This is a genomic window from Pseudofrankia coriaricola, from assembly GCF_032027725.1.
GTDB lineage: Bacteria > Actinomycetota > Actinomycetes > Frankiales > Frankiaceae > Pseudofrankia.
In genome coordinates this window covers 1-22,364 of record NZ_JASNFO010000139.1, presented here as the reverse complement: position 1 = coordinate 22,364, position 22,364 = coordinate 1, and the positions used below count along the sequence as shown (strand labels likewise).

The window sequence follows — 22,364 nt, the reverse complement described above, 5'->3', positions numbered from 1 at the left end:
CAGGGCTGCGCGAAGGTCGCCCAGAGTTATGATTGGCTACGTCACGTAGCTGCCTCGCGGAAGCATCCGGATGCGGTAGACGGGATAGCGCGCGTCAGTCCTATCCCCGCGCACTTCGATCGAGATTCGCCTCAGTAGATCGAGCCGGGCATGCCGTGTGCCGACCCGGGAAATCTGCTGGACCGCGATTGGCGAGCCTTGGCCGCCGAATTATCTGAAACCTGGCCTGTCGTTGTTACAGAAGTGGCCTCCTGTTCGGGATAATGAAAGTTCCACCAAACAGAACCCCTGACCAGAAGGCCACCGCATGCCATCATGCCAGACCGGCGCCGCTCTGTCGAGCGGCCATGACCAGGCCGGCGAGAACAAAGCCAGTCGACTTCTCGAGATGCTGCGTCAGGTGAAAGATTTCCGTGCGGCCCGCGGAAAGATGTACGACCTCCATTTCGTACTCGCTGTCGCGGTCGTCGCCACACTGGCTGGCGCCGCGAACTACCGCCAGATCGGCAGACGGTCAGGCGACCTTCCACAACGTCTGCTCGCACAGATCGGTGCACCCTACGACTACTTCCGCGCGGCATACGTGGCGCCGGGCGAGTCCACTATCCGGGAGGTCCTCACGAATGTCGACGCGGACCTGCTGGACCTCCTCGTCGGCGTCTGGCTGCACGAATGCGCGACACGTGACCACGACGGAGACCTGGTGATCTCGCTGGACGGCAAGGTCCTGCGCGGCGCCTGGACCACCGGGAACAAGCAGGTCAAGCTGTTCGCCGCCATGATCCACGGAGAAGGTGTCGTCGTCGCCCAGACCCAGGTCCCCGACGACACGAACGAGACCACCCAGGTCGAGAACCTGGTGAAGATCCTCAAACACAAGCGCGGACGAACCATCGCCACCGCCGATGCCGCCCACACCCAGTTCAGGACCGCCATCCTGCTCCACAAACGCGGTATCGACTACGTCCTAACCGTCAAAAGGAACCAGCCCACCCTCTACCGGCAGGTCTTCGAGCGCTGCCTGCCTCTTCTCCAGCAAACACCGGGCCACGACGAAGAGGAACGCTCACACGGGCGCATCAAGCGGTGGACCACCTGGACGACCACCGCCGAGGACATCCGCTTCCCGTTTGCTCGGACGATCGCCGTCATCCGCCGTGACGAATTCGACCTCGAAGGTAACCGTCTCACCAGGGAGTACGCCTTCATCATCACCAACCTGCGCGGGGGCCGCGCCGCCCCAGCCGCAATCCACACCCACGTTCGCCTGCACTGGGGAATAGAGAACCGCGTGCATTACATCCGCGACACCGCCTGGCAAGAGGACGCCTGCCGCGCTCACCTCGGCAACGGCCCACGAAACCTCGCCATCCTCCGCAATCTCGCTCTCGGCCTCCTTCGGCTCCACGGCGTCAAAAAAGTCAAGGAAGCACTCGAACACATCGCCGCAGACCGCAACCGGGCACTCCAATTCCTAGCCACCTAGAGTGACCGACCGCCACCCTCGGCGATCTTCGCGCAGCCCTGGTCGCCACCTGGGACTACTACAGCACCGAAACCGGGCCGGGCAAGGTGGTGCGGGCCGCGTTGGACCATGACGGGCCCGATGCCGACCGCGGCGACGGATCGCAGCCTCTACCCCGCCGGACCCCGACGGCCCTCACCGTCGGCGACGTTCCGGCCGTCCATGACCTGGCGCTGCTACGACGGACCCGCGACGGCCTCCTCGCAGGCGTCAGCCCGCGCCCAGGTCGTGTCCCGTCAGGACACATACGGAACGCTCCGCCGCCCGTCCCGGCCGACTCCAGGCCGTGACCACAGCGACAAAGAATCACGAGCCAACCCACCTTCTCTTCGCCAGTCGAAACACTGTAGACATTCGACGATCCGCCACTCGTCGCGCACCTCGGACCACCTCCCGCCATTCGCATCCCATTCGTGATGATGGCCAACCTTAGAGCCAGGAACAGCGCCACAAACCGAGATCTCGACCACTTCTATCGACCCTTAAAACACGCCTTGAAAAGGATCAGTTAAGCCATGGCATCGGGCTCTCCAGAATCGAACGCGTCGGGCACGGAACTGTATATGGACCGGCCCCATTCGGCGCGCATGTACGACTACTACCTGGGTGGTAAGGACAGCTATCCCGCCGATCAGGAGGCCGCCGAGCTGGTCCTGAACGACTTCCCCCAGGCACCAACCGTGGCCCGGTGCAACCGGGCGTTCCTGGTCCGTGCGACCCGGTTCCTGGCCGCCGAGGCGGGGATCCGCCAGTTTCTGGACGTCGGTACTGGCATCCCGACGTCGCCGAACCTGCACGAGGTCGCCCAGTCGGTCGCCCCTGATGCCCGGGTGGTCTACGTCGACAACGATCCGCTCGTCCTGGCGCACGCCCGCGCTCTGCTGACCAGCCGGACGGGCGGCGCCACCGCCTACCTGGATGCCGACCTACGCGACCCGGAGAAGACCCTCGCCTCCCCGGAGGTACGCAACACCCTCGATCTGAGCCGCCCGGTTGCGCTGTCCCTGATCGCGATCCTGCACTTCATCCCCGACACCGCCGACCCCTACGGCATCGTCACGACGCTGCTCGACGCGCTGCCCGCCGGCAGCTACCTGACGCTCACCCACGCCACCGCCGACTTCGCCCCCGAGCAGGCCGACAAGGCCGCAGCGATCTACCAGGCCCGTGGCATCCCCGCCCAAGCCCGCAGCCGCGACGAGGTCGAACGTTTCTTCACCGGCCTCGACATGGTCTCCCCCGGGGTCGAGGTCGCGCACCGCTGGCGCCCCCACGACGAGGCAGCGGACAGCATCCTGACCGACGCCGACGTGTCCTGCTACGCCGCCGTCGGCCGCAAACCCGAATGGGGCTCGCTCTGATCTCGCGCCCTGTTGCGACCGGATCTCTTCTCGGGGGAGATATGACCACTCATCACCTGCCTGCGGCACCGCCGGGTCAGCTCGTGGATGCCGTGCGCGCTGTCCTCGCCGGTGAGGATCTCCCTGACGTGGCGGCGCGCAGCGGCCTGCCGGCCGCGGACCTGCAGGCCGCCCTCGGCGTCTACCACGCGGGCGGGAAAGCCGCGCTACAAGAGCAGTCGGCGAGCCGCTGGTGCGCCGTCCACATCACCTTCGCCGGCCAGCACCAGGCCGAACACACGATGGCAACCCTCGTGGCACCGGCACTCGACACGCTACGCACCGGCCGCGGCCGGGTCGGCTGGTGATTTACCCGGGGACATCCCGCCTGGAACCTCTACCTGCACCGCGCCGACCCGCTCGCCGTCAGGCGACTGTTCCGCAATCTGGCCCGCACAGGTGACCTCGCCGCCACGGTGCCCGAGATCTACGAACCGGACCCCCACCCGTTCGGCGGACTGACCGGCACCAAGATCACGCACGACCGCGCCGACAGCGAAGCGATCCTCGCCCACCTCCGCCAGGACGACCCACCCCTCCGACGACCCGAGCTGTCCGCCATGCTGCTGGACACCCTGCTCAAAGCCGCCGGACTCGACCGGCCCACCCGCCGCGACCTGTACACCCGCCTCGCCGCCACCCGGCCCACCCCCGACCCAACCAGTGCCCGCCGGCTCGGCGCCGAACTGCTCGCTGTCCTGGCCGAGCCGGCCAGCGACCTCGCGACGTTCGCATCCTGGCGGGACGGCTACGCGACCGCGGGCAGCCGCCTCGCCGACGCCACCGCCACAGGCCACCTCACCTGCGAGCTCACAGACGTCCTCACCTCCATCGTGGACTCGCACTGGAACCGCCTCGGGCTCACCATCGCCACCCAGAGCACCCTCGCCCACGCCGCGACCCACGCCTACCTCACACGGGGCTGACGACGGTGAAGCGCCTTGGCTCGACGTGGCGTCACAGCCGGACCATCGCTGTCCGAGTTCGGATGGTTACGATAGGCTGGCGTAGGGGAGTGATGGTAGGACTTCGCATTCTCGGGGACGCTGTGCCAGGCCGACGTTCGGCCGGTTCGGGCCACAGGCCGCGGTTGTTCCTCTGCGCTGTGGTGGCTTCTGTGGTGCTTGTCGGTGTCGCGGGCGTGCTCGTAGCGCTTTTGGGCCCGCGTTCTGGCCTGACTGCCACGGTGTTCCTCACCTTCGTCGCTGAGGTCGCTGCCGCGGTGGCGTCCTTCTGGAGCGTTCGGTGGGCCGCCGTCGGCGACCGGCGATGGCGGGCGCTCATCGGTGTGATGGCGGCCGGCTCGGCGGTCGCCGGCCTCGCCACCGCGGTGACGTTGCTCAGGGGCAGGTCGCCGGCCGCCCATACGTCGGCGTATCCGATCCTTGTCGTCTTCTACGGGCTGGCCCTGGCGGGCCTGCTCTCCCTGCCCACCTACCCGGCCGAAGGCCTAGGCGGGGACGAGCGGGGGGGTGGCCCGGCTCGTTGGCACGCGATCACCATGCTGGACTGCGTACTGATCGTCGGTTCGGTCGTCCTACTGGAGTGGGCGACGGTGCTGAGCGCGGTCACCCGGGCGAGCGCGCCCGACATCTCACAGTTCCTACTCGCCCTAGTCCCACAAACGGCCGTGCTGATCCTGGCGGCGGCTGTCCTGCTGATCGCGAGCTTCCGCAGGCCGCGGTCCCCGGCGACGTTGGCGTTGCTGGGTGTGGGCCTGCTGATCCACGGACTCACGAACAACGTCGTCGTCTACCGCGTCGCGCACGGTAGCTACGACCTTCCGGCGTGGAGCGTGTTCTCGTTCATCGTCGCCTTCCTGCTGATAGCCCTCGCCGCGCTGGTGCCGGTTCCAGCCCCGGCATACCGGGACGGCCCGGCCCCGCCTCGTCCGCGAGCAATGTGGGCGCACGCCGCACTCCCCTATGCCGTGCTCGCCGCGGCCGGCGTGGTGATCCTCGGCAAGCTGGTGACAGGCGCGATGCTCGACCGGTTCGAGGCATACGGCATGGTGTCTCTGCTGGTGCTGGCACTCGCCCGGCAGGTGCTCACCCTTGCCGAGAACACCCGCCTGCTCGCCGAGGTCCAGGAACGCGAGAGCCAGCTGCACTACCAGGCGTTTCATGACCCGCTGACCGGTCTGGCGAACCGGGCGCTGTTCACCCGGCGGCTGCAGCGGGCGGTCAGCTCCGGCCCTGACCGTTCGGGCACAGAGTCCGGTGGCCGCGGTGCGCCCACCGGCGAGGAGACTGCCGTCTCTGTCCTGTTCGTGGACCTTGACCACTTCAAGCGGGTCAACGACGTGTTCGGGCATGCCGCCGGCGACGAACTCCTCAGGATCAGCGCCGGGCGGCTGCAGGCCGGAACCCGCGCGGCCGACACCGTCGCCCGCCTCGGTGGCGACGAGTTCGCCGTCATCCTTGACGGCGGCGGCCCCGACGGCCCGCGCCGCATCGCCGAGCGGCTCGCCACCGCGGTCCAGGCGCCCTGTCAGCTAGCGGGCCGGACCTACATCCCGCGCGCCAGCCTCGGTCTTGTCACCCTCGACGGCGCCCGGCCAGCAAGCCCCGACATCCTGCTCCACCAGGCCGACCTGGCGATGTACACGGCGAAACGCGAACAAGCAGGCACACTCGTCGTCTATCACCCCGACCCGCCCACCCACGCCGACCAACCAGGCGGTTCCTAGCCGCACCGGGTCGTCGAGCGAGTCGGGAAACGTACCTGGGCCCAGCCCTCCACGATGAGACGGGTCCGTGCCGCAAACGAACTTGTCTCCACAGCCCGGAAGGCTCTCAACCGGCCGCCCCGGTCGGACAGCACCGCCGCCGCTGGGGCGCCGGGCAGAACGATCCGCCAGCGCGGCGCCAGTTGCGGAGCCGCCGGCTCGGCGCCGGCCGCCGGCTGAGCCGGCCGCAGGAACAGCCCCACCAGAACGCTGGGTCGGCACCGTCCGCCGCGAATGCACCGACCGGCTACTGATCATCTCCGACCAGCACCTGACATCGGTCCTCGACACCTACGCCGAGCACTTCAACTCCCACCGACCCCACCGCTCACTCGGCCAACACGCATCTGACCCGCCGGCCGAAACCGCGCCGGCCGTGGGGTCCACCGTCCAGCGCACTCGCGTCCTCCGCGGCCTGATCAACGAGTACCGCAACACTGCCTGACAGCACCCCCCAAAGATGGTCACGAAGGCGCGGGCAAAAGTCCAGCTCCCAGGCCGAAACCCGAATATTGGAGCCCCACAGCCTCGAAGACCCGGTCCGCCCCTGCCCTGTCCGCCCCTCCGGTCTCGGTCACGCCAAGCATTTACCTGCATGTTCAAGGCCCCGCCCGGCGGGCGCACTCGTCCCCGCCCGCCGGTCCCCTCCCGACGGCTCGTTCGCCGCCACGAGGGGCGTCCGCGGCACCTGCCCGCCGTCGCCTGACGGCCGGGCGACTGTCGCCCGGCCGTCGTTTGCCGACGTCAGCGCACCTGCCTGCTCTACAACAGGGACATGCCACGGTTGTTCGCGCTTCTGGTCACAGAGGTGCTGGTCGTCATCGGCGGGATCTTCACCGCCGCCTTCCTGCTCCCGACCGACAAGCTCTTCCTGCTGGGGCCGATCATCGCGGTGTCGATGATCGTGCTCATGTCCTCGGTCTTCCTGCTGCTGCCACGGCTGATGCGCGCCAGGCTGCAACAGCTGGGGCTGCCAGTCGGTCCGGGGTGGCACCGATCGTCGGGTTCCGCCTCCTCCGGCCGGGGCAGCCGCCTGGACAATGACTTCTCCTACTGGTTCGGCCCGGCCGCCGGCGCCGAGGCTGGCGGCGGCCACGACGACCACGACCCCGGCGACCACCACCGGCGCCACGCCGAGCACAGCGGCCACCCGAGCCACGGCTGGCACCACGGCCCGCACGGGCACCATCACGGTGACCACCACCACGGCCATCACAGTCATAGCTGGGACTCCCACGCCGGCTCCGACAGCGGGAGCTCTAGCGGCTCGGACAGCTCCTGGTCGAGCAGCGGCTCCGACAGCTCGTCTTCCAGCAGCAGCAGCTCCGACAGCTCGTCCTCCAGCAGCAGCTGGTAGCGGACGCGCCGGCCCAGTGCGTGCCGAGAATCCCATCCGCGCTGGTCAGGGCAGCCGCAGCAGTAAGGACTGCTCGTGACCCATCCAGCGTCCGGCCTCCGCCCGGCACGGCCCCCGGCTACGCCGGGATGCCGGTTCGTGCTGCTTCGGCTGACCTACCTCGGAGTCACGAACGTCTTCGCGCTACTGCGCCTGCCACCCCGCGGCGACCGGGACAAGGACATCGAGATCCTCACCCTGCGCCACCAGATCACCGTGGTCCAACGCCAGCCCGACGGCCAACGCATCCAGTTCCAACCCGCCGACAGCCCCCTGCTCACCGCACTCCTACACGCGCTACCGCGACCAACACTGCGCGGCCCGCACCCTTCACGCTATTTCACGACGATGCGGACCCGGGCGAGGTTCTGGATCAGGGTGTAGGGCGTGTTCTGGTCGCCGTTGCGCTGGGCGGTGACCCGGGTGACCGCGAAGTAGGTGCCTGGCTTGGTGAAGGTGTGCGTGGTGGTCACCGTCAGGTCGCCCGCGGGCTTGTCGACCTTGGAGGTTTCCGAAAAGTTCCCCGTGCTGTCGAAGTCCCACTCGACCTTGGTGATCTTTCCGACGCCCGAGGGCGCCTGGGCGTGTGCGGTGAGGGTGACCTGCTGGCCCTGTGCCGCGTTCGCCGTGACCGCGGGGGTGATGCCCTTGTCGCCGAGCTTGGTGACGTTCAGGGTGACGAGCGGCTGGATGCCGTGGCGCTGCGTGGCGGTGCGTGCGAGTTGGACCTGGGTGTCGGCGTCGATGTGGTAGTCGGTGCTGGCTGGCGGCGGGGTGCCGTCCGTGACCCAGGCGTCCAGGTCGAGCAGCGCCTGGTTGAGTTCGCCGCCGTAGCTGACGAGGTGGTCCAGGGATGCCGTGGTGGGCGGCCCGGTGTGGCCGGCGTTGTCCATGTACCAGATGCGGTAGTTGTCGCTCGTTTTCGAGCCCCGGTCGGCCTGCACCCGCTGGCGGTACCAGTCTGCCGACCAGCCGTAGGCCTCGGCGTCCAGTACGGAGCCGAGTATGATCATCTTACCGTGGAACTTGCCGGTCGAGATCGAGCCGGCGGTGGCCTTGGTGAAGATGGTGCCGGCGAGTGTCGGGCGCTGCGGGTAGAGGGGCTTGCCGGAGGCGTCGCGGTATTGGTTCCAGCCGTACATGTCGGGCGAGGGAAGCTGGTAGCGCGGGTAGTACTCGAGCGCGACCGTCCACGAGTTGTCCAGGCGCACGTGGTCCCCGGGACGGATCTCGGCGGTCACCGCGTTGTCTGACCCCCGCACGAAGGTGACGTCGTTCCCTTTCGCGCTCAGGATCGACAGCGTCTTTCCGGCGGCGGCGCCGCTGGTGACGATGAGATCTGCGTAGGTCAGGTCGCCGGCCGGCACCTGGGCGAGCGTCAGTCCGCTGGCTGGTGAGCCCACGACCGCCGAGACGGTGGCGTCGGCCTGGACCCGGGCGGCCCGCACCGATGGGTCGGAGCCTGCGTACCCGGGCTTGCTCCAGAAGTCGTCGGCGTACGTCGCGTCGACGGCACGGACACCGCCACCCACCTGGAAGAACGCTCCGCCGTCGAGGCCCGCGTAGTCCCACCACCCGCGCAGTGGGAACCCGAGCCTGGTCACCTCGCGAAGCGCCGCCCGCTGATCGGCGTTCAGCCCCGCGTAGGGGTCCCCGCTGCCGCCGGGCTCCATTGCGTCGGCGATCCGCGGAAGCTGGTCACGCAGAACGCGCAGCGCGAGCAGTTCGCTGGTCATGTTGGACGGGATCGAGTTCGGGGTCCCCGGCACGATCGGCACGCCGCCGTCCCAGACGCCGTCGGTGTTCTCCATCGCGCCGATCGTCTGGTAGGCGCCACCACTCGGGCCGTAGATGTAGCCACGGGGACGGCTGGAGTCGGCGTACACCTGCGCGGCCACGACCCGAGAGAACTTCGCCGACGCCGCGTCGGTCCGGTAACCACCGAGCTCGCCGGCCCCCGGCAGGCCGCCGTCATTGTTCGTCGACACTACGTAGGCGTTGTTGAGGGCGGCGAAGACAACGTTCTGCGGCTGGGCGTCCTCGACCGAGACCGTCGGGTAGGTGAACTCGAAGAACCGGCCCTGATACTTCTCCGGGAAGTAGAACGAAAACTTCGAGTTAGTGTCCTTGAAACCGCCGTGCACGTAGCGGACATCGACCGAGACCTTGTTGTCCCGGTCGGGGACGGTCCGGTGCTCGTCCTTGTCAACGTAAGGCTGACTGAGCTTCGGATCCACACAGTCCGCCGTCACCATCAAGGCGCCGGCCGCGGTTGTCGCGCAGGCCGGACCGGCGGTAGGCGCGCTGCTGATCTGCAGCGCCTTACCGACGTCGGTCCTGACAGGTTGCGGTGTAGGCGTCGATGAGGCAGCACTGGAACTGCCACTCGACCCGCAGGCGGCCAGGGCGACCGCCAGCAGCGTGGCAGTGGCCGGCAGCGACGGAAGCAATCGCCGCATCCCATGACGTGCCGCTAACACACTGACGCGCGCCGTGCGCGTATCACGGCCTCTTCGATACTCGGCCAAGGTCATTTTTCCTCCACTCGGCTATGCATAGCGTCGCCGCAACCCGGCCGCGATGCCGAGGTCACGTCTGGCGGCATGGTGCACGGAGGGTGACAGCTTTCCTGGCACCGCAGGTAAGGCTGGCGCCACCTGTCTCCCTTGTGTTGCTCATCGGCTGGCGGTTTGGCCGGTCGGCCCGGGATGTGCCATGCGCGGACGGGCGCACCTCGCCAGCAAAACGCGATCCGTGGTCCGAGCCTCTGATCGTGGCCGGTACGGCATGCTCCATTCGACGCCGTCGGGCCGCTGCTGCTGTTCGGCTGGGCGGCAAAGGTCCACCGCATATCCTCATGTGCCGATGGACGTCGTGGCACCCTCAGGCGAAGTCGTGGGGGCTCCATTCGTCGAGCCACTCGATGGACGGGCGGTCGTCGTCGAGGCGAATCGGTAGCCACACGTAGTCGGCGATCGCTGTGTTCTCGCCGCGCGCCGCCACCATCATCGCTTGATCGCTGCCGGTCGAGGGCGGCGTCTCGCCGCGCGCCATCGCCGCGACAACGTCGTAGACGTTGGGCATGTCCTCCGGCAGTTGCGGGAGCCACCGGTCAGCGAGGGCGATGAAGAGGTCCTTCTTGTGCGGATGCTTGAACACCGAGCTGATCTGCGAACGGTACGAGGTGCGCGAGGCGTCGTGGGGATGTGCGTCGCCGAGGACGGCGAAGGGCCCGTGGTGGCCGCGGCCGAGGGCGACCTCGGAGAAGTTGGGGAAGTAGCCGGTCGTGCCCGAGGTGATGAGGTAGTGGAATCCGCCGCGCTCGAAGTGCGCGGGTGCCTCACGGGTGAAGGGCGGTCCGGGGTGCGGGAAGTGGCTGCTGTAGTTCCCTGTGACGTCGGTGTAGTCGTCGGTGAGCTCGGTACAGATGAGCTCGGTGTGCACTTTCTCGAAGTAGTAGTAGGCCTTGCCCGTCTTCGGGTCGACGGTCAGATCGAAGTCGCCGGCGTCGAAGCCACACGGCCGCAGCCCGGTGCGCACGATTTCGTAGGGCCCCAGCAGATCGTCGGCGACAAGTACGGTGGATGTCTGGGTCTGCTGGCCGTCCCCGCTCATGATCTTCAGCCAGCACACGTACTTCCCTGTGCGCTCGTTGAACAGGATGTGTGGCCTGTCCATCATCTGCGCTGGATGCAACGGTGAGGTGAGATCGTCGGTCACGGGCGGGATGATGAGGCCCCGGTCGGCCCAGGTGACCAGGTCGGACGACGAGTACGCCCGCACGCCCCAGTGCCAGTTGCCGCTGCCCGGTGTCGTCCTCTCCTTGTTCTCGCCGTACCAGTAGAACAGGCCGTCGGCGCCCGTGATGATCGAGCCCCCGTGGGCCTGGATGCGCCGGCCCGCGGTGTCGAGCCAGACCTGGCCGGGCCGGATCATTGGGCACACGTCGGCGTTCGCCGGGGTCATTGAGCTCCTTCATCGTCGGATCAGAAGCCGCTGTGATCGGACCAGGCGTTCGACTGCCGTGCATTCTGGTCGCGCGTTGCTCGTGGTTATCCGCTGGCGGCGATGTGTGCTGCGGTTCGCCAGGCGAGGGCCATGATGGTCAGGACGGGGTTGGCGCCGCCGTTGGTGACGTGGAGGCTCGCGTCGGCGACGTACACGCGGTCTGTTCCCCAGACTTTGCCGAACGAGTCGGTCGCGCCGTGGCGGGGTGAGTCGGACATGCGCGCGGTGCCAGCCTGGTGCTGGCCCGCGGAGAGTGTCCTTTCCTTCATCGGGCCTATCTGCCAGGTTTGGCGGGCGCCGGATACGCGTAGCCATTCCTCGGCTCGGTCGGTGAGGAACGCGACGGTTGGGAGGTCCTCGGGATGGTGGGCGCCCTCGAACCTGGCTACGGGGAGGCCGAGGTGGTCGGTCACGCTCGACGCCAACCGGACGCGTGCGCTGCGAGTCGTCACTTCCTGGACCGGCCCGGAGACGATGGCGGTGTGTCGGTAGCCCTCCGCCATGGCGCGACGTGCGTCCGCTTGGTTGGCGTCGGGTGAGAGGCCCATGAGGCGGGTCATGAGGTAGTGCATGACGGGGAGCCTGACGAAGTCGTCGCCGAGCAGGCCGCCGCCGACGACGCTGTCGTTCCCGTGGGCGAAGCGCCTGGTCGCGATGGACGGGCCTGGTCCGAGTCCGTCGTGGATTGGCTCGTCGAACAGGCCGAGCGCGCCTGCGTAGAGGTGTCCTTGGAGGCAGTCGCCGACCCAGTCGTTGCCGAGGCCGCTGAGCTGGAGCAGTCTCGCGGTCTCGACCGCGCCGCCGGCGAGCACGACCGTTCCGGCGCGGATGATACGTGACGCGCCGCCAGCGGCGATCTCGACGTCGCCGGCGGCGGATACTCGCGTGACCTGCGCGCCGACAGTCAGGTCGGCGCCGAGGTCGACGGCTCGGTGCAGGACGGTGCTGTGGGTGCCGTTGCGGGCGTCGACGGGGCAGGTGAAGCCAACGCACATCCCGCAGCGGATGCATGCGGCCCGGCCAGCGCGGGGCTGGGTGTTCAGGAGCAGCGGAGTCGGTCCCGTCGGCCATCCGAGCCTGTCGGCGCCGGCCTCGAGCACGGCGGCCAGGGCGCTCGACGGGAACGGCGGCATCGGGTAGTCGCGTTTGCGGTGCCCGTCGTCGGGGTGCGGGCGGCCGGCCACGCCGAGTTCCCATTCCACCTGGTCGTAGAACGGTTCGAGGTCGTCGTAGGTGATCGGCCAGTCCGCGAGCGCGGATCCTTCCGGGACGCCGTACAGGGAGGCCATCCGGAAGTCCTCGGGCCGGAACCGCCAGGCCTGGGCGCCGAAGAACCGGGTGCCGCCTCCTACGGTGATCGCGTTGTGGTGGTAGCGGCCGTCATCGGGCTCGACAGCGATCTCGCCGTCGTCGCCGAGGACGGCCCGGGGGTGCCCGGCGGGCGTGTCGAGGTCGCCCCCGAGGAAGAACCGGTGGTTGCGGATGTGGTCGGTCTCGAGGTCGCCCGCGCCGTACCACTGGCCGCGTTCGACGACGAGGACGGATGCTCCAGCGGACGCGAGCACGAATGCGGCGACGCCGCCACCGGCTCCGCTTCCCACGACGATCGCGTCGTAACGCTCACGCAGGTCGGGCAACGCCCGCGTCTGCGGGCGGGCCACGACCGGTGTGTCGACGGCCGGGGGCCCAAGCGGATAGGGGATGTACCCGACCTCTTCCCAGCTGCCCGAGTCGGGGTCGGCGTAGAAGTCGAGCAGCGAACGGTGTGAAGAGGAACGGTTCATCGGGCTCGCCTTCCGTCGGAGGCTCCTGCGTGGGCCGGAACCGACGAGCGCGAACGCGCCGCGCTCGTGAGTACTTGGGCGCGGATGGCATCGAGGGTGGATGCGAGGGCGATGGTCTCGTCCAGCGGCATCACCGGGCTCTCGGTGAGTCCTTCGAGGAGGCACCGGTGCACTTCGGCGATCTCGAACTGCAGCCCGTTGCCCTCGTAGGAGCCGTCGATGTGTTCGGCGCCGCCGGGGCGGGTGGTGACGGTGAGGGCGTTCGGGCAGTGCATGAACGCCGGGAGGTCGATCGATCCGTCGGTGCCCGCGATGCGCGCCGTGCACGTCATGGTTACCCGGATCGCCGCTTTGACCACGCCAAGCGCGCCGCGGGCATGACGGAGCACCGCGGCGACCTGCTCGTCGACTCCGGTCTCGCCGATGACACCGGCCGCGGCGACGTGTTCGGCTGAGCCGAGCACGAGCGAGCAGAGCTGGACTGGGTAGATGCCGAGGTCGAGCAGAGCACCGCCACCAAGATCCGGGTCGAACAGGCGATGTTCCGGGCGTATCGGCCACCGCATCCCGAAGTCTGCTTCCACCAGGAGCGGTTGGCCGATGCGTCCGCTGGCGAGCACGTCGACCAGCGAGCGGTAGGTCGGTAGGAAGCGACTCCAGATCGCCTCCATCAGGAACAGCCCGCGGGCGCGGGCGTGTTCGGCCATCTGCCGGGCCTGCCGGGCGTTGATCGCGAATGGTTTCTCGCACAGGATGTGCTTGCCGGCCTCCAGGAAGGTGACGGTGTCCTGCTCGTGCCGCGACGCCGGGGTCGCCACGTAGACCACGTCGACGTCGGGGTCGGCGGCCAGCGCGGCGTAGTCGTCGTATCTGGTCGGGATCCTGAACCTGTCACCGAAGGCCGTCGCGCGCGCGATCGAGCGCGACGCCACCGCGACGATTTCCCCGTCAACGACCCACCGCATCGCTTCCGCGAACCCGGCCGCGATCTCACCCGGTCCCACCACACCCCAACGAATCATGGTGGTCGTCCTTCTCGGTTTTATGGGAGGGCTATTTCGACTTCCCTGGGATGGTGTCGAGCGCGTCGACGAGTTGCCAGACGGAGCGGGCTCGGGTGTAGGCCGTGTACCGGCAGATCGTGACGTCGTCCACGAACCAGGATTCTGGTGTGCCGAAGGCGTAGCCCTTGGTCGAGCGTCCGCCTTCGTCGAAGATCTGGTTCGCCACGGCTTCGCTCATTTTCAGGGCCTTGGCGACGAGAGCCTCGTCGCCGGTGCCGCGGCCGATGTGAACGGCGGCGGCCGTAGCCATGTAGGTGGTGCCGGGCCATACGTCGCCGATTTCTGGGATGTAGCGGCCGGATGGCTGGATGTAGTCCATAGAGAAGTGCTTCAGGTCCGTGTTCAGCATGACGGGTGGACCGACGGGGTTGCCGGCGGCGTCCTTCGGGGCGAGGAAGGCGTCGAGGGTGTTGTTCCAGTGCGTCCGGGCGTGCTGGAGGTCGATCAGATCCGGCAGGCCGAGCTGGGAAGCGACGCACTGTGCGTAGAACGAGTCCAGGAAGACCACGTCCGGCGGCAGGACCGGCTTCCTGTTGCCGTAGATGTCGCCGGTCCGTCCCGCGATGCCACCGGTGGCGTCGCAGAAGCGGTAGCGCCCGGTCCTGGGGTTCCAGAAGGTCTTCTCGAACTCGGCCTTCGCCGCTGCCAGCTCGGTGTCGATCTCGGTCTGCACCGCGGGTGTGGCCTCGGGGACCCCGAGTTTCCTGGCCTTGGGGGTCAGTGTCGAGAGGATCTGGAGCGACAGCAGGTAGAGCTGGCTGTTGTAGATGCCGTGGCCGTCGACGATGATCTGGTCGTAGGTGTTCGGCGGGTTGTTCGACGGTGGGTCCGCCGGGAGGTGGGAGCCGGCCGGGCGGAAGAACTGTATGTGCCGTAACGCCTTGAGCATCGGCGCGTACCCGTAGGACACCAGGCTCTCGTCACCGGTCTCCTTGTACAGGGCATACGCCCGGTAGATCACCTTGTGCGGGGTGTCGCGGAACGAGTCACCGCCGCTGGGTTCGAACAGGGTGCCGAGGTCGGTGGAGGGCGCCGCGGGCGGCGCGCCGAAGGTGGGGGCGGCGTCGGCAGGCAGACGCTGCATGGCCGATGTCGCGCCGATGAACGGACCCGTCTCGTGGAGCATCTGCTGTGGCACGCGCCCGACCGGGTTCTGTTTGATCATCTGTAGCCAGGCGCGGACGCGGCCGAGCTCCAGATTGGGGAACAGCTTCGTGTAGCAGAGGTAGCCGAAGCTGTCGACGTCCAGCTCGTTGGCCGCCGCGCCGCCGGCCCCTGCGTCGATGGTGTAGAAGAGGTGCGTGCCGGGGATCTCCGCGCCCAGGCGAGGGCCGCCGGGGGCGGGGGTGATGGTGGTACTGACCAGGCCCGCCTCCCAGAAGGAGGCGTTGAAGACCATCTCGAACAGTTCGTTCAGGGCGGCCTTCCGCAGCCACACCGGGTATTTCGTGTTCTCGGCGATCGGCTTCCACCACGACTCGACATCTGAGAGTGAGTCGTCGTGCCGCGCCAGCTCGCGCCTGGCGATGGTGAAGGCCTGCTTGAACGGATAGGAGTTCGGGACGTAGTCGTTGGTGGCCGTGGACCGGGCGCCGAGGAAGGCGGTGTACCGGCGCATCCAGATGGCGCGTGCGGTCGGTTGGGCGCCGTAGTACACCTGCGGGAAGTCCCAGGACAGGGCGTAACGGACGGTTGTCTTCTTCCCCGGATCCAGCCGCACCGTCACGGCGACGGCGCCTGCCGAGTTCGAGCTGTCCAGCGCGCGATTCGGCAGGACACCTGTGGAAGAGAACGGACGATAGATGTCGCTGCCGTCACCTGTCCCCCTCCAGGAGGTGACATATGTCAGCTTCTGGCCGGGAGCCGGGAGGGCGGCAATGGTCCACTCCGACTTGTAGCCGTCGGGGGTGTTCGTTGGGCTGTCCGAGCCCAGCGTCACGCCGCTGACACCTGAGGCGGCGTCTGTGTCGAACCGGCTGTAGAGCCCGGCGCGTGTCGTGCCGGTCGGGTGTGAGGTGGCGTTCGGGAACGTGAACATCACCGAAAGGTTGATCGCCTTGCTGGTCGGGTTGGCCAGCTCCACGTCGAAGAACGCCACCGGCATCGAGGTGCGCTGGTCCTCGCCGGCCACGATCGGTGACCAGAACCGCATGGACACCTGCGACTGGAACACCTTGTAGGTGGTCCACCCGAACGGGTAGAGCGCCGCGTAGGTGCCGTCGCCGGGACTCAGCTGCTTCCACGCCGGAAGCACACCGCCGAAGTTCCGCTGTGGGGCGATGTTGTCGTGCCGGGTGGCGAGCGTCCTGACGGTCGGGCTGTCCGTGGCGCCTTCGGCCTCCTCACGGATGTGGAACGCCGCCTGCGGGAGGGTGCGCATCTCCCAGAAGTTCGACGACTGCGAACCGGCCATGTTCCACGGCCCGAAAGTTCCGAACAGGTTGTAGTGGAACGAGCCGGCGCCGACGCCGCCGAGCGGGATGCCCAGACCGGGCACACTCAGCCCGCCGATGAGGGTCTGCAGGCCCGTAGGCGCACCCGTGGCGCACTCCTGGTCGCCAATCGCGCCGCACGGCCCGCCACCGGCGAGGCCCCAGTCGCGGACATATGCCGCCTCCGGCACGCTCCAGGTCTCCGGCCCACCGCCAGACGTCGACGGCTTACGCGAGCAGCCGGCGAGCCCGCCTGCGCCAACGAGACCGGCGGCGGATAAGACACCTCCGAGGAGGAACGTCCTCCTCGGAAGAGCCATGTCACCACGTGCAGCGATCAGTTCAGCACCATCTGACAACTTCATGCGGCCATCGCTCCATGTCAACTACTTTAAGTGACTTACCTGATCGCATCGCATTGCCGGTGCGCGAGCCACCGTCGAGGCCACGCCTCGTCCAGCGCGCAGCCCGCAGCACGTCTTACTGACAGGGCTGTAGGTTTATCGGGAGGTTCCTGATCGTGTCAACCCCACCTGGAGCGCCAGACTGATGCCACCGAAGAAGGGAACGCCGAACCGCCGCGGGGTCGCCCGACGCGAGCAGATCCTCGACGCCGCCGTCGAGCTGTTCGCCCGGCAGGGCTATCGCGGGACCGGACTGCTCGAGCTGGCCGAGCGCATCGGCATCAGCCACCCCGGGATCCTCCACCACTTCGCCACCAAGCAAGACCTGCTCCGTGCCGTCCTGGACCGACGCGACCAGTTCGTGGACCGGGTGACACGCGACTTCGCGGGTGAAGGCACCTTCGGCCTCCAGAACTCGCAGGACCCGGCCGAGCCGGAGATCGTCACCCGGCTGATGACCGTCCTGCGCGCGGAGAACCTCGATCCCGAAGACCCCCTACACGACTACTTCGACGAACGCGACCGCCAGACCCGCGACCTCATCGCCGACGAAATCCGACGCGGCCAGCAACGAGGCGAGATCCGCAGCGACGTCGACCCCGACACCAAGGCCGCCGAGATCCTCGCCCTCACCATCGGACTTGACACCCAATGGCTCCTCAACCCCACCCAGATCGACCGAGCCAAGATCTACCACTCCTACCTACGCACCCTCCGCGACGACCTCACCCGCCCCGACGCGCCCCGACGGCCGACCGATGACCCGTAGCGGAGCCGCTGCGATACCGCGGCGCGGTCGGAAGTACCCGGAAGCGGTACGTCGCCGACCGCGGAGGCCGACGCAGGCGGCCGGACGGTGGAGGCGAACCACCAGCTGCGGCTCACGAGCAGCGGCTCACCGGCGACTGGCCGGAGCAATCCGCGCGCCTGCGTTCACGCCTGTTTCTTGGGCTTGCGGGTCTTGGGTGAGGTCATTCTCCGATGATCTTCCGCGTGACGTTTACCGGAAGGATCTGTAAGAACGATCCTCGCGGCCTGCCCGCCACCACGGCACGTCGCCCACGTGCGGCGGAAGAATACGAACGGAAGACGATCATGAGCCGTGTGCGACCCGCTGCCCGGAGACCGGCAGTCATTCTTCGCCCGCCCCATGGAGCTGCTCGGATTGGCGCTGGGCACCGCAAGCATAGGAGTACACGGTGAACAGCCGGGCCGGTGGTTGCGGAAGGTACTCCGCGACGGGCTGCACCGTGCCGCGCAGGAAATTTGGTCGGTTGCGTTGACGACGTACGCCAGCACGACCCTCGGCCGCCCGGCCACGGCAGGGCGGATCGCTGGGCTGGCCGAAGCCACCGCCGTGGACCTCGCCTGTACCGTGCCAGAACTCGATCCGGGGCCGTGACCTGCGACTTCACCGCCAAGCGCGGCGGTACATGATCCAGCTTCATGGTTGTTCGGCTGGTGTATGTGACCATGGTGCGAGTGTTCGGCTGACTCCTCTTGCTGACGCGCAGCGACGCGGCGAACACGGCGGAACTGGTGGCGCTGCAATATGAGGTCGGACCCGCGCCCCGTTCGAGGCCCGCCTGGCCGGAGTCCCCGAGCCGCTGGCCGCCGGGTTCGGCGCCTACCTGCACCGCAAGAACGCCACCTGCGTCCCGGCGACCGTCTCGGGCCTGGCGACCCGGCTGGCCCACTTCGGCCGGTTCCTCGCCGAGGCCGACCCGAAGCTGGCGAGCCTGGCCGACCTCGACCGCCGCCGGCACATCGAGCCCTACCCGGACGCGCTGACAGCCGCGGCCAACACCCGCACGGGCAGCCAGCTGTCCCCGGCCGAACGCGCCCGCCGCGTGCTGGCCGTGATGAACTTCCTGACCGACATCGCCGAGTGGGGCTGGGAGCAGACACCGCCCCGCCGCCTGCTGTTCCGTTCCGACCTACCCCGCCTGCCCCGGCCCCTGCCCCGTTACCTGCCACTCGACACCGACCGGCGCCTTACCGACGAGCTCGCCAGCTCACCAAACCGGCTCGCGGCCGACGCGCTGCTGCTCCAGCGTGCCTGCGGCCTGCGCATCGGCGAACTGCTCGACCTCGAGCTCGACTGCGTCCACGAGGTCCCCGCCCGGGGAAGCTGGCTGAAGGTCCCGCTCGGCAAGCTCGACACCGAGCGGATGGTCCCCCTCGACGACGACACCCTCGACCTGCTCGACCGCATCGCCGAGACCCGCTCGCCTGGCCGGCCGCTCCCGCATCCGCGCACCGGCCGGCCCGCCGATTTCCTTTTCACCCACCACGGCCGCCGGCCTTCCCAGAACGCGGTGCGCGCGGAACTCGCCCGCGCTGCGGACACCGCCGGACTCGGCCACATCACGACCCACCAGCTCCGGCACACCTATGCCACCGCTCTCGAAATAGGCAGAGGTGCATCTGATGCAACATTCGACAGGATCTGCGATCGCGTTGCGGCAGGCCTTTTCGCGTCTGCCTAGCCGTCGGAGAGCCGCCGTCGCGACCGGGCTGAGCAGGCACGATGCGTGGGTCGTTGCATCGAATGACGCATTGTTGCACTGAGTTCCGTTGCACGGGGCGCATCAATGTTGCACTCAACACAAGCAGCATCAAGGAGGAGCGGCCATGGGCCAATACCAGTAAGTTAAGGTGGTCCTTTACCACTACTCGCCGGTGCCGTCTATATGGCCTGTGGTCATCGGTCTGCCAAATCACTGGCTACCGCTACCGGTTTTCTCGCAACACTCGTCGAGTCGTCGCCGACGTCGCCGGCGGGCGGGACGGCCTGGTTGCCATCGCGGGTGTCTTCGTCTACCTGGTCTCGGAACACGTCACGGATGCGTGGACGATAGAATGCGCTGGTGGAGCGTGGGCAGAGTGGCATTCCGCGGGCGGTACCGGGTGGCCGGCTGACCGACTGGATTTCTATCGGAGTACTGGCGAGCGTGGTATCCCGCGACGACGTGGATGAGGCGGTCAACCGCGCCGGCCGCCGCCAGACCCGGGTCCGGCTCCTGCCGGCACACGTCGTGGTCTATTTCGTGCTGGCGATGTGCCTGTTCTTTGAGGACTCCTATGAGGAGGTGATGCGTAAGCTCGTCTCGTCGTTGAAAGCGTTCCGCTCGTGGGACCCGAAATGGCGGGTACCGACGACGCCGGCGATCTGCCAGGCCCGGGAACGCCTCGGTTCCGAACCGTTGCGCCTGCTGTTCGACCGGCTCGCCCTCCCACAGGCAGGGCGGGGCACGAAGGGCGCCTGGCTGGGCGGGCGGCGGTTGATGGTGATCGATGACACCCAGTCCGACCTGCCCAACTCCCCGGACAATGCCGCCGAGTTCGGCTATGCCGGCGGCGAGGCCGATCCCGGCGCCTTCCCGTAGCCGTCGCCATGGGGTCATTTTTCGGATGTCGCCGACAGATCCGACGAGGGCTTTCTCTTGGTTGCATGCGCGCGCTTACCGGCGAAGCGCGGAAGTCGTAGCGTCTGTATCGAGAACCAGGAGCTACGATGATTGTTTCAGTCGGCAATTTGGACCATATTCTCCCCGTCCGGCGATTCTCAACCCAGGCGGGACGGGTGATCGTTCTGTCTGCCCTGGTCGTCGGCGGGTTCATGGAGACCCGACCCGCCCTTGCGGCATCGCCTCGGTCCGGCGCCGTCGCCGCGACATCCGTCGCGTCGGCCGCGGGCGGATACTGGGCCGCGGCCAGGGACGGCAGCGTCGCGAACCTTGGTGACGTTGACCTCGGCGCAGGCCTGCCCGGACTCCATGAAGGTGCCTCGTACGTGGATGACATGGCGCCGGCGTCGGATGGCAGAGGACACAGGCCCGTCGCGGCAGACAGCGAAATCGTTACCTTAGGCGGCGCCGGCTTCTGCGTCCGTCCGTCGGACGTCCTACCCGCTCCTGATCGGGTGCGGGCAGCGAATCAGGTGTTGGGTATGAGCTCGATCAGGCTTGCGGCATCTCATCCATCCGGCGCGCAAGACAACGCCACGGCCCATCAGAACGTCGTCGCCACGGCTCACGGGCGGCCGGCTTGTCGATCAAATTATGGTACGGCGCCCGGCGGCCAGGTGGTCCTGAGCGGGACGGTTCTGCGCGCCCTCGTCGACATCGGCAGCCGGTGGACGATCTCCGTCAGTGAGATCGCCGGGGGTTCCCATGCCGTCGGCTCACATCACTATCGCGGACTCGCCTTCGATATCAACTCTGCCTCGGGCGGATTCGATGCCGTGGTGATGCGGTGCGTCCAGCTCGGCGCGAGCGACAGCGCGATCGAGGACGGAAACCACGTGCACTGCCAGTGGCCGCTCGGGACGACATAGCTACGAGATGGCGGTTGCATCGGCTGGGCCTCACAACCTGGTGAACCCGTGCGGCCAATGCCCGGTTACGGTCTGAACCGCGCCGGGTTTGATGGAGGGACTCAAACCAGGAGGAAGCGGACGACATGGGTGCGCCGAGGAAGTACCCCGATGAGCTGCGGGAACGGGCGATCCGGCTGGTGCTGGACGCCAGGGCCGAGTCGGGGACGAGCGCGAAGGGCGCGTGTCAGCGGATCGGCGCGCAGCTGGGGATCTCACCGGAGACGCTGCGGGTGTGGGTCGCGAAGGCCGAGGTCGACGCGGGCACGCGGCCGGGTGTGCCGAGTGAGGTGGCCGAGCGGCTGGCGCAGTTGGAGCGGGAGAACCGGGAGTTGCGGCGGGCGAACGAGATTCTGAAGTCGGCGTCGGCTTTCTTCGCGGCGGAGCTCGACCGCCCGCGCCGGTAGTCATCGACTATATCGACGGGCACAAGGAACGGTTCGGGGTCGAGCCGATCTGTGCCGTGCTGAAGGATGCCGGTATCCAGATCGCCCCGAGTACCTACTACACCTCGAAGAAACGGTCGCCGTCGCGACGGGCGGCTACCGATACCGAGACCTTGAAGGAGATAGAACGGGTACACACTGATAACTACGGTGTCTACGGTGTGCGGAAGGTCTATGCGCAGCTGGCCCGTGAGGGCGGGGTCGGCGGTCGCCACATTGCCCGCTGCACGGTGGCCCGTCTCATGCGCCACGCCGGCCTGCGGGGCGTCTCCCGGCTGCGGGCGCCGCGGACGACGGTGCGTGCCCAGGGGCCGGACACCCGGCCTGACCTGGTCAGACGGAAGTTCGTTGCCCCGGCGCCGAACAGGCTGTGGGTCGCTGACATCACCTACATCCGCACGTTTTCCGGCTGGGTCTACGCGGCGTTCGTCCTCGACGTCTTCTCCCGAAGAATCGTCGGCTGGCAGCTTTCCAGAAACCTCTACAAGGAGTTGGCGATCGACGCGCTGAACATGGCGGTCTGGACCCGCCGGCGCGCCGGCGCCGACCTGGCGAAGCTCATCCACCATTCTGACAGGGGCTCGCAATATATCTCGATCAAGTACACCGAGACGCTCGGCGAGGTCGACGCGGTCGCTTCGGTCGGTTCCGCCGGTGATTCCTACGACAACGCGATGGCCGAGGCGTTCAACTCGCTGTTCAAGGCCGAACTGATCCGTAGCAGAGGGCCGTGGACCGGCCACTCCGATCTCGAGATCGCGGTCGCGGAGTACATCGACTGGTACAACCACCGCCGGCT

17 protein-coding genes, 1 pseudogene and 1 other annotated feature are annotated in these 22,364 nt (G+C 67.9%); of the genes and pseudogenes, 13 read left to right on the top strand and 5 right to left on the bottom strand.

The genetic code is table 11. The features are described 5' to 3' along the window. Window positions 1-307: 307 nt before the first annotated feature. From QOZ89_RS44655 to QOZ89_RS44620, 8 genes are all read left to right on the top strand, one after another. Complete coding sequence (locus tag QOZ89_RS44655; protein WP_312623925.1) at window positions 308-1,486, top strand: ISAs1 family transposase; 1,179 nt, start codon at window positions 308-310, stop codon at window positions 1,484-1,486. Window positions 1,487-2,040: 554 nt separating this feature from the next. Continuing rightward, entirely contained in the window at window positions 2,041-2,886 is an 846-nt protein-coding gene (locus QOZ89_RS44650; protein ID WP_071048097.1) for an SAM-dependent methyltransferase, read from the top strand. Between the two features lie 128 nt (window positions 2,887-3,014). Continuing rightward, window positions 3,015-3,233 carry a hypothetical protein gene (locus tag QOZ89_RS44645; protein ID WP_083418428.1) on the top strand — a complete coding sequence of 73 codons (219 nt, stop codon included), beginning with the start codon at window positions 3,015-3,017 and terminating at the stop codon, window positions 3,231-3,233. A gap of 33 nt (window positions 3,234-3,266) precedes the next feature. After that, window positions 3,267-3,851 carry a thiopeptide-type bacteriocin biosynthesis protein gene (locus QOZ89_RS44640; protein WP_083418427.1) on the top strand — a complete coding sequence of 195 codons (585 nt, stop codon included), beginning with the start codon at window positions 3,267-3,269 and terminating at the stop codon, window positions 3,849-3,851. Window positions 3,852-3,943: 92 nt separating this feature from the next. Further along, window positions 3,944-5,614: a GGDEF domain-containing protein gene (locus QOZ89_RS44635; protein WP_312630196.1), complete on the top strand. Its 1,671-nt coding sequence runs from the start codon at window positions 3,944-3,946 to the stop codon at window positions 5,612-5,614. 67 nt (window positions 5,615-5,681) lie between these two features. After that, window positions 5,682-6,098 carry an integrase core domain-containing protein gene (locus tag QOZ89_RS44630; RefSeq protein WP_312630195.1) on the top strand — a complete coding sequence of 139 codons (417 nt, stop codon included), beginning with the start codon at window positions 5,682-5,684 and terminating at the stop codon, window positions 6,096-6,098. 330 nt (window positions 6,099-6,428) lie between these two features. Beyond that, the gene (locus QOZ89_RS44625) at window positions 6,429-7,010 is read left to right on the top strand and encodes a hypothetical protein (protein ID WP_071048095.1); all 582 of its coding nucleotides are present in this window, start codon (window positions 6,429-6,431) and stop codon (window positions 7,008-7,010) included. 138 nt (window positions 7,011-7,148) lie between these two features. After that, complete coding sequence (locus tag QOZ89_RS44620; protein WP_312630194.1) at window positions 7,149-7,433, top strand: hypothetical protein; 285 nt, start codon at window positions 7,149-7,151, stop codon at window positions 7,431-7,433. On the opposite strand, the gene QOZ89_RS44615 is transcribed toward QOZ89_RS44620, so the two are convergent. The 5 genes from QOZ89_RS44615 to QOZ89_RS44595 all read right to left on the bottom strand — a co-directional run bounded on the left by QOZ89_RS44615 (window position 7,385) and on the right by QOZ89_RS44595 (window position 16,528). After that, window positions 7,385-9,286 carry a hypothetical protein gene (locus QOZ89_RS44615; RefSeq protein WP_312630193.1) on the bottom strand — a complete coding sequence of 634 codons (1,902 nt, stop codon included), beginning with the start codon at window positions 9,284-9,286 and terminating at the stop codon, window positions 7,385-7,387. The genes QOZ89_RS44620 and QOZ89_RS44615 overlap by 49 nt on opposite strands. Window positions 9,287-9,932: 646 nt before the next feature. Next, window positions 9,933-11,015 (bottom strand): family 43 glycosylhydrolase, encoded by a 1,083-nt coding sequence (locus QOZ89_RS44610; protein ID WP_116271574.1) that lies wholly within the window; start codon window positions 11,013-11,015, stop codon window positions 9,933-9,935. 86 nt (window positions 11,016-11,101) lie between these two features. Continuing rightward, window positions 11,102-12,841 (bottom strand): GMC oxidoreductase, encoded by a 1,740-nt coding sequence (locus QOZ89_RS44605; RefSeq protein WP_083418883.1) that lies wholly within the window; start codon window positions 12,839-12,841, stop codon window positions 11,102-11,104. Further along, complete coding sequence (locus tag QOZ89_RS44600; RefSeq protein ID WP_312630192.1) at window positions 12,838-13,863, bottom strand: Gfo/Idh/MocA family protein; 1,026 nt, start codon at window positions 13,861-13,863, stop codon at window positions 12,838-12,840. Before QOZ89_RS44600 ends, QOZ89_RS44605 begins: the two co-directional genes overlap by 4 nt. Before the next feature lie 31 nt (window positions 13,864-13,894). After that, window positions 13,895-16,528: a GH116 family glycosyl-hydrolase gene (locus QOZ89_RS44595; RefSeq protein ID WP_071049806.1), complete on the bottom strand. Its 2,634-nt coding sequence runs from the start codon at window positions 16,526-16,528 to the stop codon at window positions 13,895-13,897. 358 nt (window positions 16,529-16,886) lie between these two features. On the opposite strand from QOZ89_RS44595, the gene QOZ89_RS44590 reads away from it, so the two are divergent. The 5 genes and pseudogenes from QOZ89_RS44590 to QOZ89_RS44570 form a co-directional block, all read left to right on the top strand. Continuing rightward, window positions 16,887-17,510: a TetR/AcrR family transcriptional regulator gene (locus tag QOZ89_RS44590; RefSeq protein ID WP_071049805.1), complete on the top strand. Its 624-nt coding sequence runs from the start codon at window positions 16,887-16,889 to the stop codon at window positions 17,508-17,510. Window positions 17,511-18,591: 1,081 nt separating this feature from the next. Beyond that, the gene (locus QOZ89_RS44585; RefSeq protein ID WP_312630191.1) at window positions 18,592-19,230 is read left to right on the top strand and encodes a tyrosine-type recombinase/integrase; all 639 of its coding nucleotides are present in this window, start codon (window positions 18,592-18,594) and stop codon (window positions 19,228-19,230) included. 381 nt (window positions 19,231-19,611) lie between these two features. Then, window positions 19,612-20,130, top strand: coding sequence for a transposase domain-containing protein (locus QOZ89_RS44580; RefSeq protein ID WP_157910546.1), 519 nt, complete (start codon window positions 19,612-19,614; stop codon window positions 20,128-20,130). Window positions 20,131-20,258: 128 nt separating this feature from the next. Next, window positions 20,259-21,080 carry a hypothetical protein gene (locus QOZ89_RS44575; protein WP_131804074.1) on the top strand — a complete coding sequence of 274 codons (822 nt, stop codon included), beginning with the start codon at window positions 20,259-20,261 and terminating at the stop codon, window positions 21,078-21,080. Between the two features lie 125 nt (window positions 21,081-21,205). Continuing rightward, window positions 21,206-22,364, top strand: a pseudogene (locus QOZ89_RS44570) (IS3 family transposase); the annotation flags it as partial. After that, window positions 21,487-21,615 (top strand) — a sequence feature (AL1L pseudoknot). (Overlaps the previous pseudogene by 129 nt.)

What these genes read in the sequence shown, in the direction of transcription:
- QOZ89_RS44655 (WP_312623925.1), top strand. Translation starts at nt 308, where the DNA reads ATGCCATCATGCCAGACCGGCGCCGCTCTGTCGAGCGGCCATGACCAG.
- QOZ89_RS44650 (WP_071048097.1), top strand. Translation starts at nt 2,041, where the DNA reads ATGGCATCGGGCTCTCCAGAATCGAACGCGTCGGGCACGGAACTGTAT.
- QOZ89_RS44635 (WP_312630196.1), top strand. Translation starts at nt 3,944, where the DNA reads ATGGTAGGACTTCGCATTCTCGGGGACGCTGTGCCAGGCCGACGTTCG.
- QOZ89_RS44625 (WP_071048095.1), top strand. Translation starts at nt 6,429, where the DNA reads ATGCCACGGTTGTTCGCGCTTCTGGTCACAGAGGTGCTGGTCGTCATC.
- QOZ89_RS44610 (WP_116271574.1), bottom strand. Translation starts at nt 11,015, where the DNA reads ATGACCCCGGCGAACGCCGACGTGTGCCCAATGATCCGGCCCGGCCAG.
- QOZ89_RS44605 (WP_083418883.1), bottom strand. Translation starts at nt 12,841, where the DNA reads ATGAACCGTTCCTCTTCACACCGTTCGCTGCTCGACTTCTACGCCGAC.
- QOZ89_RS44600 (WP_312630192.1), bottom strand. Translation starts at nt 13,863, where the DNA reads ATGATTCGTTGGGGTGTGGTGGGACCGGGTGAGATCGCGGCCGGGTTC.
- QOZ89_RS44590 (WP_071049805.1), top strand. Translation starts at nt 16,887, where the DNA reads ATGCCACCGAAGAAGGGAACGCCGAACCGCCGCGGGGTCGCCCGACGC.
- QOZ89_RS44575 (WP_131804074.1), top strand. Translation starts at nt 20,259, where the DNA reads ATGATTGTTTCAGTCGGCAATTTGGACCATATTCTCCCCGTCCGGCGA.